Raw genomic sequence first — 12,968 nt, forward strand, 5'->3', positions numbered from 1 at the left:
CTCCTTTAAGTTGGTTAGAAAAAGAGGCTGGATACGCCCAGTCTCTCCTATAGCAAATCCTCAATCAGGTCATCAACCTCGTCTTTTTCTACTTTTGGTGTGATCTCTGTTACGATGATGCCTGCTACAGCTCGCTCAACTAAGGCTTCCACATCCATACGTTGCTCATACTGCTCTGCATTTTTGAGTTTCGGATTAGTCTTTGGACGATCTGGTGCAAAGATGGTACAACAGTCTTCAAACGGTTGGATAGAGATTTCAAAGGTATCAATCTCTTGGGCAATATCGATGATTTCCAACTTGTCCATGGTCACCACCGGACGGATAACTGGTGTATTGGTTACTGCATTGATGGCTTGCATACTCTCTAAGGTTTGGCTAGCCACTTGTCCTAAGCTTTCACCGTTGATAATCACCAAACCACCGCGAACCTCGCGAATACGATCTGTGATGCGCATCATAAAGCGGCGGGTCAAGGTCATGAGATAAGCTTCCGGTGCTTTTGCCTTGATTTCCTCTTGGATCTCTGTGAAGGGCACTTCGATAAATTGGATATTGCCCCCAAACTTGGTCAACTTCCGTGTTAAGTCATGAGCTTTTTTCAAGGCACCTGGACTGGTATAAGGGGGGCTCGCAAAGTGGACCGCTTCGATATCTACTCCACGCTTCAAGGCTAAGTAGCCAGCTACTGGAGAGTCGATCCCACCAGAAAGCATGAGCATCCCTTTTCCAGAAGTCCCAACTGGAAGACCTCCTGCCCCCTTGATGGTTTCATAAGAGATGTAGGCTGCTTCTTCTCGAATTTCAACTTGCAAGTTGATATCTGGCTTTTTCATCTGAGCCTGAATCGTTGGGATGGCTTCAAAGACAGCACCACCTAGGGTTTGATTGAGTTCGCGACTATCGAGTTCAAAAGTGTGATCGCTGCGCTTACTTGAGATTTTAAAGGTCAAGCCGTCCTTGTATATCTCCTTCATAATCTCTTGCACCGCAGCTTTCAAGGCTGGTACTGATTTTTCAATCTTGTAAACAGGTGAAAAATTTTGGATTCCAAAAACCTGCTTGAGGGATTCTGCTACTGGCTCATAATCTGTCCCATGCAGATAGGCATGCGCCCGATCGCGGTCAGCTGTCACTTTGACAGCTGGATAGATAGATAAAACATCTTGGATATTATTGCGAAGTTTATTGATAAAACGCATACGGTTCTTTCCTTTAGTAGAAAGCTCTCCATAGCGAATCATAATTTCTGAATAGGTTAAGGTCATGTTGATTTCCTTCTAAAATTAACGTACTTTTCGTGTTTGCTCGTAAATCAGTTTGAACTTGGTTAAGAATTGCTCGACTTGGCTCATGTCATTTTCAATATCGAGACTGAGGCGAACAGCTGTCTGTGCGATACTCTTATCCACTCCCATAGCAATCAAGGTTCCAGCTGGCTTACCAGCTTTGGACGAGCAAGCACTGGTTGTCGAGATGTAAATATCAAACTCTTCAAAGGCATGGACCACTACTTCTCCACGAACTCCCTTGATCCCGAAAGTCAAGATGTGAGGCGCAAAGTGATCCTCACCAGAAAAGATGGTGACATCTGGATAGTTGGCCAATTCTTTGCGGATCACTTCTTTCATCTGCTGGGTCTTGCTGGCAAAAGCTTCTTGGTTTTCCATAGCTAAGCGTAGGGCTTTTGCGGTTGCTGCGATACCTGCCACATTCTCAGTTGTCGAGCGCATTTCTTTTTCTTGACCTCCACCCGTTAAGAGGGGTGTGATCTTTTTGCCTTCTTTGATGTAGACAAAGCCAACTCCACGAAGACCATGGAATTTATGACTAGAGAAGGTCGCAAAGTCCACGCGCTCTGGTAGATAAACTTCTGTTGCTACCTTGGCTAAAGCTTGAACCGCATCGACATGGAAACTAACCGTTGGCCGATCTTCTAGGAGAGTCGCGATGTCATGGATGGGCTGGATAGCGCCAATCTCATTGTTGACGGCCATGACAGAGACCAAGGTCGTATCCGGACGGAGAAGACTAGCCAAGGCATCCACCTTGACAAAGCCACGCGCATCCACTGGAGCATAGTCCACTTCGAATCCCTGCGTCTTTAACCAAGCAGCCGATTCCTTGATAGCGGGATGCTCGATGTCAGAGACAATGATATGCTTGCCATAAGGAGCTTTCTCAAAGGCGACACCCTTTAGGATCCAGTTGTCCCCTTCTGTTCCACCAGACGTGAAGTAAATTTCCTCAGCTTTCTTGCCAATTAGCTCCGCAATTTGTTTCCGAGAAGCTTCCAAAATACGAGTAGCTTGACTACCTAGATTGTGCAAACTAGAAGGGTTGCCCCAGATCCGAGTCGCTACTTCTGTATAAGTCGCAAGGGCTTCTGGATAGGGTTTAGTCGTTGCTGAATTGTCAAAATAGATCATGTCCTACGCATCCATCACTTTCTTTTTACGTAACTTCTATTTTATCATTTCTAACCGCTTGGGACAAGGATTTGATAAAGAGAGATGCGGCAAAATCACTCTATAAAATTCAGTTCTTTTTAGACATTTTTCAGAAAATGACTTATAATAGGAAAGTGTTAAAAAACAATTTTTGATAGAAAGAGAATGAACATGTCACAATATTCAAGAAGTAACAAAAACCAAAAACCTGAGGAAAAAGTAGACTCAAGACCATCTCGCGGTGAGAAAGTCAAACAAGGTTTGTCCGTATTTCAAACCGTTGTAGCTACGATTGCCAGTCTCTTAGGGATTATCGTCACTTCCTTTACCATTATGAGCCTGCTCAATAAAGACAATCAAAAGACAGAAGATAAACCATCTAGTAGCACCAGTGTCGTCGTAGTTCATGATAAGGGATCTGACTCCAGCGCTACCAATACAGATGCTAACACCAATACACAAACCAATTCAAGCAATACAGAAACAAGTTCACAAAAAGAAACCGATAGCTCATCTGCTACTGAATCTAGCTCGTCTGCCGCACAAGACCAAGGTTCCACAGCAACAGACAGTGGCGCAGATACAGCATCATCTAGAACCAACTAAAAAATCAGTAAGGACAACCTTACTGATTTTTTTTTGGCTTTCGATGCCAGCTTTTTCTGATTTATATAGAAAGCATCTATCTCATTGTCGTACTCCCACTTGAGCTTTGAACGCTCTTCCTAGATTTGATCCAATTACTCAAGTAATCTCCCCCCTATATCAATGTCGGATCCTATATACATCTCATCTAGATTCAATGTATTGTCCTCATTAATTGGGATATCTACTCCCCAACCCGATTCTTCAATATGATTTATACGTCCATAAACATTCATATAATATTCGGGAGTTGTAAGCCCACCATCACTCCATTGTGTCTGATCCCAATCAATCTGAACGGATTCAACTTTTGAATTTTGTGCTTTGACTAAATCAATAACCTTCTGTTCGTGTTCTTTTAGGTAGTCCAGTTGTTCTTTTTTTATGTCTCCTTCTGGTTTTTGTACGACTTTCTTTGAAGATGGGGTCGTTATCTTCTGTTCAGGTCTTTTGGTCAGGGTCATGATTTTTCCTCCAAGAAAAACCAGTCCTAGGATCGGTAACAAAATGATCAAAAATAGTTCCATTTGTCTCTTCATAAATCCTCCTTACAGACTTTGAATCTTCCAGTTCTTACTCAATATAATCACCCTTAATACTAATATTATGGCCCATACTAAATGTCATCTTTTGATCAGAATCAAATACGACATCCACCCTCCATCCTGAATCTTCAAGTTGATTGACGGTACCAAAAATTTCTATGACCTCATCTCCACCTTGTAGGGTCCCATTTCCACCATCAATCCATTGCGTTTCGTCCCAATAAATCTGAACAGAATCAACCTTTGAACTCTTCGATTTCACAAAATTGACGATTTCTTGCTCGTGCTCTTTGAGATAAACAAGTTGTTTTTGTTTGATCACTTCTATATCTTCTTTTGTGGAGGAAGAGGTTGCAGTTTGTACTTGTTTTGTATGAGCTTTTTGTTTTACACTACAACCTCCAATGCTTGTGAAAATAAACATTAAAGCTAATAACTTAAGTGTACATTTCATTTTAATTTTCTTGTTTCCTCATAACACTTTTACTTCTATTTACTTAAGAAAAAATTTTCCAGCCACCATTTTCCTCGATATAGATATCATTAAGCATGCCCATTTTTTTGATAGTTGGTATGCTATTTTGATCTTCTAGGTAAAAATCAACGGAGAATTTTGTGTTTTTTAATTGATTAATCTGACCAGAAATAGATAAATTGTATCCACCACCCTGAGGCGTTCCGTTTCCAGACTCTTCAATTTGCATACTGTTCCAATCAATCTGAACGGATTCGACTTTTGGATTTTGAGCTTTCACAAAATCAACAATTTCTTTTTCATGTTCTTTCAAATAGGCTAGCTGCTTTTGTTTAATGGCTTCTTTATCTTCTTTTGTGGTTGAAGAGGTGACAGTCTGCGCTTGTCTGCTCTTTTCACGTTCTTTCTTCACACATCCTACTAGACATCCAAGTGTTGAAATGAAAGCAAGTGCGATTATCAAATTGTTTATTTGTTTTCTCATAATTTTATTTCGTTTAAAAGTGATTCCTCTATTGCATCTCTCATTGTCTAACGGACGGATCATTTCTTTTCTACCCGATACAAATTGTCTGAACCAATTGAATCTATTTTAGGCATTTTATTTTCGTCTAACGTAAAATTCAGGCTAAAATTTGTTAGATCACTTCCATTGGCATAACCATAAACTAATAGTATTTCGTCACCTCCCTGAGGCGTTCCATTACCTCCTACAACTGTTTTAATACTGTCCCAGTCATAAGACACCTGCGTAATGTTAGCATTATGAGCTTTAACATAGGCTGTCATCTCTTGCTCGTGTTCTTTCAGATATGTGAGCTGTTTTTGTTTAATGGTTTTTTTGTCTTCCTTGGTTGTCGAAGGGGTTGCAATGGGTGCTTGTTTTGTTTGCTCTTTTGATTTTATGGTACATCCTCCTATACTTGCAAGGAGAGCTAATGTAGTGATTAATTTAAATATCGTTCGTTTTTCCATGGGGTAACTTTCTCTAACACAGTTCATTTTCAAAACGTATTGTACTTGATTAGGAAATTGGCTTTCCGCCAATCGTAGGTTCATGGAGCATAAACATTTCTCGCATGTTAATTGACTGATCATCATTAATTGGAATATCCACTCCCCATCCTGAGTTCTCGATATTATTAATTCGCCCAAAAACATTCATATAATATTCGGGAGTTGTAAGTCCACCATCACTCTTCTGAGTTTCATCCCAATTAATCTGAACTGACTCAATTTTTGGATTTTGAGACTTTACAAAATCGACGATTTCTTGCTCATGCTCTTTGAGATATGCTTCTTGTTCTTTTTTTATTTCTTCTTCTGATTTTTGTACGACTTTCTTTGAAGAAGTGGTTGTTATCTTCTGTTCTGGTCTTTTGGTCAGATTCATGATTTTTCCGCCAAGAAAAACCAGTCCTAGGATCGGTAACAGAATAATCAAAAATAGTTCCAGTCGTCTCTTCATCTCTTCTTCTCCAATCCTTCCTTTCATGACTGAATGGGACAGTCACTTTCCTTACTATTATAGCATCTTTCATTTGAATCTCAATCTAACTCACTAGTTAGAGACTATATGCAGCAATCATAAAAGAACTTTCGGGGTTCTTCTAGAATATAGGTAATCCTTTTTTACAAATAACAACCTAAGTGATGCTAAGAATTCAAATGTTGCATTTTTGTAGAGTATCTAAATATATAATGAAACTTTCCGCTGTGAGAAAAGTGCTAGAAACACCATTGTTTCTAGCACTCGGGAGTTTTGAAACTTTAGGTTCAAAACTAAGTCATGGAACTTCCTGGATTGCTGAAATCATCCACTGGATAATTTCACCTAACGTCCGTACTCACTTAAGGAAAGTTTCTAAGAGGAGTTTATCTTCAATCAAAAAGGAACCCGAAGGTTCCTTTTGTGTTATTTCCGATACATCTTGACCTGAAGGTAAAGATCGTTATAGACTCCAAGCAACTTCTTGCCTAATTGTTGATAGACTTCCAAATGGTCCAGTGTTTCATCGCTTGGATAGAAGGATTGGTCATCTTGGATTTCTTTTGGCAACATGGCTTTGGCTTTTTTATTTGGCGTTGAGTAGCCGACATAAAGAGCATTTTTCAAAGCATTTTTAGGACGAAGCATGAAGTTAATAAAGGCATATGCTGCTTCTTTATTTTTCACGGTTTTTGGAATGACAATGTTATCAAACCAAAGGTTGCTGGCTTCAGTTGGTACGACATAGCGAAGATCCTTATTGGCATCCAGCATTTGGCTGGCTTCTCCTGAGAAAGTAACCCCAATAGCTGCATTGTTTTGGATCATATAGCCTTTCATCTCATCGGCCACCAAAGCTTTGATGTTGGGTGTCAAGGTGTAGAGTTTATCTACTGCCTCTTGCAATTTCTTTGGATCCTTTTCATTGAGGCTATAGCCCAAGGTATTGAGACCAATTCCCATGACCTCACGCGCACCATCGTACATCATGATGTCATTTCTGTACTCTTCACGCCAGAGATCTGACCAATGTTCCGGAGCATTTTTGACCATCTTGGTATTGTAGATAATCCCCAAGGTACCCCAGAAATAAGGTACTGAATATTGGTTACCCGGATCAAACGATTGGTTCAAGAGTTTTGGATCGATATTTTCCATCCCTTTGATCTTGGATTGGTCCAACTTTTCAACCAGATGTTCATCCATCATCTTGGCAATCATGTATTCACTAGGTATCGCAATATCGTAGGTAGTTCCACCTTGCTTGATCTTAGTGTACATGGCTTCGTTGGAATCAAAGGTATCATATTGCACCTGAATCCCTGTTTCTTTGGTGAATTCCTTGAGCAAGTCTGGATCGATATAATCTCCCCAGTTGTAGATGACCAGCTTGTCACTATTTTTGGTATTCATGCTCGCTTCGATCTGGTGGCTAATTCCCCAGAGGACCAGAATGACAAGGACAATCCCAGTTAGGAATGAATAAAGTTTTTTCATGCTGCTTCCTCCTTTTCACGAGTAATAAAGTAGTAACCGATGACCAAGAGCACACTAAAGAGAAAGACAAGGGCAGACAAGGCATTGATACTGAGGGAAATTCCTTGACGGGCACGTGAGTAGATCTCTACAGACAAGGTTGTAAAGCCATTTCCAGTTACAAAGAAGGTCACGGCGAAGTCATCAAGCGAATAGGTAAAGGCCATAAAGTAGCCCGCAATGATGGCTGGTGTCAGATACGGCAACATGATCTCTTTGAGCATTTGCACTTGAGTAGCTCCCAAGTCATAGGCAGCATTAACCATATCCCGGTTCATTTCCTTGAGACGTGGCAAGACCATCAAGACCACAATGGGAATCGAGAAGGCCACGTGGCTAGCCAGAACAGATAGGAAACCTAGCTGGTACTTCACCGTCGTAAAGAGAATCAAGAAGCTGGCCCCAATCATAACGTCTGGTGCTACCATGAGAATGTTATTGATGGAGAGCAAAGGTCCTTCTAACTTTTTCTTGGATTGGTAGATATAAATGGCTCCAAAGGTTCCGATCACCGTCGCAATCAAGGCTGACAAGAAGGCCAAGAGGAAGGTCTCTGATAAGATCAGCATCAGGCGACTATCTGCGAACAATTCATTGAAATGCTCAAGCGTGAAGCCTGTGAAGGCATTCATATCTCCCCCTTTATTGAAAGCATAAAAGATCAAATAGAAGATTGGAAGATAGAGGATCAGAAAGACGAAGCCTAGATAGAAATGAGATACTTTTTTCATCGTTCTCTCCTTTCTCTCGTTGCCCACATGGTAAAGAGCATAGCAAGGATCAGAACAACTCCGATGGTAGAACCCATTCCCCAGTTTTGTGTTGTTAGGAAGTGCTGTTCAATCGCAGTCCCTAAGGTAATGACGCGATTTCCACCGATCATCCGTGTCAACATGAAGAGACTCAGACTAGGAATAAAGACAGACTGCACACCTGAGCGGACTCCATTCATGGACAAGGGGAAGACCACATGACGGAAGGTATCCCAACGATTGGCTCCCAAATCATAGCTGGCATTGATCAAGTTTGGATCCAAGTCATCTAAGACATTAAAGATCGGCAAAATCATAAACGGCAACTCGATGTAGCTGGCTACAAAGATAAAGGAGAAATCGGTAAAGAGGATCTGCTGGGGAGCGACTCCGAGAAAGCTCAAAAAGCTATTGATGGAGCCGTTTTGCCCAAAGATTCCGATAAAGGCATAGGCCTTGAGCAAGAGATTGACCCAGGTTGGCAAGACGATCAACATCAACCACAACTGCCGGTGTTTGAGCAGCGTCAAAAAGTAAGCAGTCGGATAGGAGATCAAGAGCGTCACCAGGGTGACAATTCCGGCATAAAGGACCGAATTAAAACTCATCTTTAAATAGGTCAGATTTTGCGAAGTAAAGAACTCTTTGTAGTTTTCAAGTGAAAACTGCCCTTCAACGTTGAAAAACGATTGAAAGATGATCATGACTACAGGAGCCAAGACAAAGAGAAAAATCCACAAGAAATAGGGGAGGATAAATAGATTAGAGGTTGTTTTCTTCATCTCTTTCCTCCTCAATGGCATTAATCAAACCAGCTTCTTGCTCTTCCACTTCAACGTACTCTTCGATCCGCGCATCGAATTCTTCCTCGGTTTCATTGAGACGCATAACGTGGATATCTTCTGGTTCAAAGTCTAGCCCGATGACTTCTCCCACAATGGCCTTACGAGTGGAGTGAATCATCCACTCATTACCCAAATCATCATAGGCGATGATCTCGTAATGCACACCACGGAAGAGCTGGGTGTCCACCTTCACTTGGAGCTTGCCTTCTTCAGGAAGGGTGATTTGCAAGTCTTCTGGACGAATGACGACTTCAACTGGTTCATTTGGACGCATCCCTCCATCGACGGCTTCAAAGCGTTTGCCATTGAACTCAACCAAGTAGTCCTCGATCATGCGACCATCTAGGATGTTGGACTCCCCGATAAAAGTCGCTACAAAGTGGTTGATCGGTTCATCATAGATATCAACCGGTGTACCAGATTGGACGATCTCTCCTTCATTCATGACAAAGATCCAGTCACTCATGGCAAGGGCTTCTTCTTGGTCGTGGGTAACAAAGACAAAGGTAATGCCCAAGCGTTGTTGCAATTCCCGCAACTCATACTGCATGTCTGTCCGAAGTTTCAAGTCAAGTGCAGACAAAGGCTCATCTAAAAGGACTACTCGTGGTTCATTGATAATAGCCCGTGCAATAGCTACCCGCTGGCGTTGACCACCCGATAATTTTTGGATCGAGCGTTTTTCAAATCCTGCTAACTGGACCATTTTCAATACTTCTGAAACCCGACGTTCGATCTCAGCCTTGTCCAGCTTTTTCAAACGAAGGGGAAAAGCCACATTTTCAAAGACCGTCATATGCGGAAACAGGGCATAGGACTGAAAGACGGTGTGGACATCCCGCTTGTTGGTAGGGACATCATTGATCCGTTCCCCATCAAGGTAGACATCTCCAGAGCTAGCATCTAAAAGACCGGCAATGATATTAAGGATGGTCGATTTTCCTGATCCAGATGCACCGAGCAGGGTATAGAACTTCCCTTCTTCCAATTCAAAATTGATATCCTTTAGGACAACGGTTCCGCTATCTTCAAAGACCTTTGTAACATTTTTAAACTCAATAATTGGTTTTTTCAATTCACATAAATTCCTTCTTTACTACGATTACCAAACTGCTTTTCAAACGAAAACGCAGCGGCTGACAGGAAGACCTGTCAGACCACCAATACCTCTCGGGGACTTACTAGACTGCCCCACCTATTTACGGTATCGATAGGCACTCACCCCCTTTCCGACTGATGCTATCGATGTTTACACTATCAATTGTTCTTCAATACTAACGTTCTTAGGCTTGGCCGATAATGCGAACTTCTGGTTCTAAACGGACGCCTGAGTGAGCTTCTACTGCCTCAATGACATGGGCGATCAGGTCTTCGTAGTCCTTGGCTGTTCCATTGTCCACATTGACCATAAAGCCAGCATGCTTTTCAGAAACTTCCACACCACCAATTCGATAGCCTTTCAGACCTGCTTCGCTGATCAATTGACCTGCAAAATGACCGACAGGACGCTTAAAGACTGAGCCACAAGAAGGGTATTCAAGGGGTTGTTTCAACTGACGAAGATGGGTCAAACGCTCCATCTCCTGTTTGATTTGCTCGTGATTGCCTGGAGACAAAGCAAATTTGGCAGAGATGACGACAGCACCTGTCTCTTGAATCTTAGAATGACGGTAACCGAAAGCTAGTTCACCCGCTGACAGAGTTTCAATTTCCCCTTCCTTGGTCAAGACCTTACAGGATACAAGGACATGAGCAATCTCTCCTCCGTAGGCTCCCGCATTCATAAAGACAGCACCACCAACACTGCCTGGAATGCCACTAGCAAACTCGAAGCCTTTCAAACTATGGTGCAAGGCCACATGGGTGGTGTCGATGAGTTTAGCCCCTGCTTCTGCTTCGACCACATAACCATCCACACTGATATCTCGCAAGCGATCAAACATAATGACAAATCCCGGTATGCCCCCATCTCGGACAATAATATTAGAAGAATTCCCCAGGACCATCCATGGAATATTCTCCTGGTTCGCAAAGCGTACAATGCGTTTTAATTCGTATTGGTTGCGAGGAAAGGCTAGAAATTCAGCATTTCCCCCAACCTTTGTATAGGTATAATGTTTTAATGGTTCTTGAAAACGGATATCAATCCCTTCAAGAATTTGATTCATTTCTTCAATCATCTTTCTATCTGTTCTCTCTCTATATAAAATACAAACTATTATACCAAATTTTTGACTATTTTTCGACCCTAAAAAACAAAAGAAGGCCCATAGTATTCAGGCCTTCCTTTTACCATTTATTATGCAATTTTACGTGCGATGGTACGATTCTTTTGTCCATCCAGAGCTGATTTGACTGAAATCCAAGCACCACCAAGAGTAAAGACAGCTAGCAAGCCTAGATTCAAGTAAAAGTTTTCTGGGACGTCCCCTTGGAATGTCGCTTCATTGAGAAGCGTCCAGGTCATACCAAATGGCAAATCCAGTTCACTCATAAGCGCCAAAGTATAATCTAATTGGTTGACCAAAAAGACGGTCAAGACCATCAAAATTGCTGAAACTACCACACCTTTTTTAGTCAATTTTTTACCAAGAATCTCATAACCCTTGATGGTACAAAAACCGAGGGCTGCACCTGCCAAAACAGACACATAGCCGAGACGCGCTACTAAGAGGGCAACGGCTCCACCGATGATCACACCGATCACGGCCCCTACAATTCCTAAGAGGAAGTTTTCTTCCCGCGCTTCATAAGCCTCCACCGTGTCTTGCACTTCTGCTTGGTAGGCTCTAAAGGTTGCATCATCGATTAAAAAGATGGCATCACCGATTTGATAGAGGCCGATCGGTTCTTCCTCACCCGTCTCCGCATTCACTTGCACAAATTGGTGGTTGAGTAAGAAATCAACAATATCTTGGATAGCTGTCCATAAGGTTTCGACAGCCTTCCCTTTGGTCATCCCACCTTTGACGACGATCGAGGTCAAGTAACCATCAAAAGAGATGGCATTAATGGCTTTTGATTGTTCTTTTAATTCATTCCAAAGAATCTCACCGTCTTCGATTAAGTCGCCCTCTGATCCTTGCTTAGCACTAAATGAAATGTTAAAAACATTTTTGGTTTCCGTTCCTTCAATGACTAACAGGAAGCCTTCACGCTCCCCGTACATCACACGAGCTTCGCCATCAAATTGCAGACCAAGATCGGTAGCAATACTATATAAATATTCTGGTTTCATGTTTCCCCCTAGATTTTCGGGAAAGCTTGAGCTTTTCCCCATACAGTTTCCATTCTACCATAGGAGAAGCAAAAAGGACATATACAAAAGTATACATCCTTTTTTCAATTGTGTTACATTCAGTCTTATTTCTCGACACGAACGCCAAATATGTCGATTTTAAGTTGGAAAATCTGACCATCTAGCCCAAGTGCAGCGAGAGCTGCTACAAAGGCTGCTGTATGCTCTGGTGCCAAAAGGTTCATGATCGTTGGACCTGCTCCTGACAGATAGGTGGCGTATGCCCCATGCGCATGCGCTACTTCTTTGACCTGAGGGAACTCTTTGACAAGAGATTGACGGTAGCGTTCGTGGAAATGATCTGACTCGATGGAGCGACCAGCCGTCAGCAAATCTCCCTTGAGGAGAGCTGCGATAGCGACATTGGCTACACTACTAGCTGCAACAGCTTCCTTATAAGACCATTCTTTCGGTAGGACATTGCGACTATCACTGGTCTTCAATTGGTAGCTCGGTACAAAGGCCACAAGGTCACAGCTTGGGAAGTCAGCCGTGACATATTGGACATCTTCACCGATGTAGCTCGCAATGACCATATTTCCAAAGATAGCTGGAGCTACATTATCCGGATGACCTTCGATCTCGGTCGCGATGCGTAATTTCTCAGCGTCTGATAGCTTGAGGTTGGCTAATTGGTTGGCTAATTCAATCCCTGCGACAATGACCGAGCTAGAAGATCCAAGACCACGCGCCAAAGGCACTTGACTGGTCATCTTGATTCGATGGGGCTGCATATCAGTTGAGATAGAAAGAGCTGTTGAGAGCAAGAGGTTTTTCTCATCTGTCGGAATCCCTGCTCCTAGATCATGCTCAATCAACCAAGCATCTGCTGGTTCAAGGACTTCAATGGTCAAATAGCGAGTCACGGCAATCCCAACAGAATCAAATCCTGGCCCTACATTGGCACTGGTTGCTGGAACAATAATTCTCATG

15 protein-coding genes are annotated in these 12,968 nt (G+C 42.4%); 1 reads left to right on the forward strand and 14 read right to left on the reverse strand.

The annotated features are described in order from the left end of the window. Positions 1 to 47: 47 nt before the first annotated feature. Positions 48 to 1,268: a tRNA uracil 4-sulfurtransferase ThiI gene (gene thiI, locus NMM13_RS00405; protein ID WP_254726829.1), complete on the reverse strand. Its 1,221-nt coding sequence runs from the start codon at positions 1,266 to 1,268 to the stop codon at positions 48 to 50. A gap of 18 nt (positions 1,269 to 1,286) precedes the next feature. Further along, entirely contained in the window at positions 1,287 to 2,429 is a 1,143-nt protein-coding gene (locus NMM13_RS00410; RefSeq protein ID WP_254726831.1) for a cysteine desulfurase family protein, read from the reverse strand. 192 nt (positions 2,430 to 2,621) lie between these two features. Here NMM13_RS00410 and NMM13_RS00415 point away from each other — a divergent pair, with 192 nt between their 5' ends. Continuing rightward, positions 2,622 to 3,056: a DUF6556 family protein gene (locus NMM13_RS00415; RefSeq protein ID WP_254726833.1), complete on the forward strand. Its 435-nt coding sequence runs from the start codon at positions 2,622 to 2,624 to the stop codon at positions 3,054 to 3,056. A 134-nt stretch (positions 3,057 to 3,190) separates the two neighbouring features. Here the strand turns inward: NMM13_RS00415 and NMM13_RS00420 are convergent, their stop codons facing one another. The 12 genes from NMM13_RS00420 to thrB form a co-directional block, all read right to left on the reverse strand. Further along, positions 3,191 to 3,634: a hypothetical protein gene (locus NMM13_RS00420; RefSeq protein ID WP_049492014.1), complete on the reverse strand. Its 444-nt coding sequence runs from the start codon at positions 3,632 to 3,634 to the stop codon at positions 3,191 to 3,193. 34 nt (positions 3,635 to 3,668) lie between these two features. Beyond that, complete coding sequence (locus NMM13_RS00425; protein ID WP_254726835.1) at positions 3,669 to 4,094, reverse strand: lipoprotein BUG3; 426 nt, start codon at positions 4,092 to 4,094, stop codon at positions 3,669 to 3,671. A 43-nt stretch (positions 4,095 to 4,137) separates the two neighbouring features. After that, positions 4,138 to 4,599 (reverse strand): hypothetical protein, encoded by a 462-nt coding sequence (locus tag NMM13_RS00430; protein ID WP_049492059.1) that lies wholly within the window; start codon positions 4,597 to 4,599, stop codon positions 4,138 to 4,140. A 59-nt stretch (positions 4,600 to 4,658) separates the two neighbouring features. Continuing rightward, complete coding sequence (locus tag NMM13_RS00435) at positions 4,659 to 5,090, reverse strand: hypothetical protein (protein ID WP_049492021.1); 432 nt, start codon at positions 5,088 to 5,090, stop codon at positions 4,659 to 4,661. Positions 5,091 to 5,139: 49 nt separating this feature from the next. Further along, positions 5,140 to 5,583, reverse strand: a complete 444-nt coding sequence (locus NMM13_RS00440) for a hypothetical protein (RefSeq protein WP_193389742.1) — start codon at positions 5,581 to 5,583, stop codon at positions 5,140 to 5,142. Between the two features lie 447 nt (positions 5,584 to 6,030). Next, entirely contained in the window at positions 6,031 to 7,101 is a 1,071-nt protein-coding gene (locus tag NMM13_RS00445; protein WP_049484027.1) for a PotD/PotF family extracellular solute-binding protein, read from the reverse strand. Beyond that, positions 7,098 to 7,871 (reverse strand): ABC transporter permease, encoded by a 774-nt coding sequence (locus tag NMM13_RS00450; RefSeq protein WP_003002847.1) that lies wholly within the window; start codon positions 7,869 to 7,871, stop codon positions 7,098 to 7,100. Before NMM13_RS00450 ends, NMM13_RS00445 begins: the two co-directional genes overlap by 4 nt. Further along, a complete protein-coding gene (locus NMM13_RS00455) occupies positions 7,868 to 8,674 on the reverse strand; it encodes an ABC transporter permease (protein ID WP_003011144.1) in 807 nt (268 codons plus the stop codon). Before NMM13_RS00455 ends, NMM13_RS00450 begins: the two co-directional genes overlap by 4 nt. Beyond that, positions 8,655 to 9,812 carry an ABC transporter ATP-binding protein gene (locus NMM13_RS00460; protein WP_045759571.1) on the reverse strand — a complete coding sequence of 386 codons (1,158 nt, stop codon included), beginning with the start codon at positions 9,810 to 9,812 and terminating at the stop codon, positions 8,655 to 8,657. The genes NMM13_RS00455 and NMM13_RS00460 overlap by 20 nt, the downstream gene beginning before the upstream one ends. A 208-nt stretch (positions 9,813 to 10,020) precedes the next feature. After that, positions 10,021 to 10,917: a UDP-N-acetylmuramate dehydrogenase gene (gene murB / locus NMM13_RS00465; RefSeq protein WP_254726837.1), complete on the reverse strand. Its 897-nt coding sequence runs from the start codon at positions 10,915 to 10,917 to the stop codon at positions 10,021 to 10,023. Between the two features lie 119 nt (positions 10,918 to 11,036). Then, positions 11,037 to 12,017 (reverse strand): hypothetical protein, encoded by a 981-nt coding sequence (locus NMM13_RS00470; RefSeq protein WP_368077067.1) that lies wholly within the window; start codon positions 12,015 to 12,017, stop codon positions 11,037 to 11,039. Between the two features lie 83 nt (positions 12,018 to 12,100). Continuing rightward, entirely contained in the window at positions 12,101 to 12,967 is an 867-nt protein-coding gene (thrB, locus tag NMM13_RS00475) for a homoserine kinase (protein WP_254726840.1), read from the reverse strand. Position 12,968 lies beyond the last annotated feature (1 nt).

Source organism: Streptococcus sp. CF8_St5-11, from assembly GCF_024295625.1.
Lineage (GTDB): Bacteria > Bacillota > Bacilli > Lactobacillales > Streptococcaceae > Streptococcus.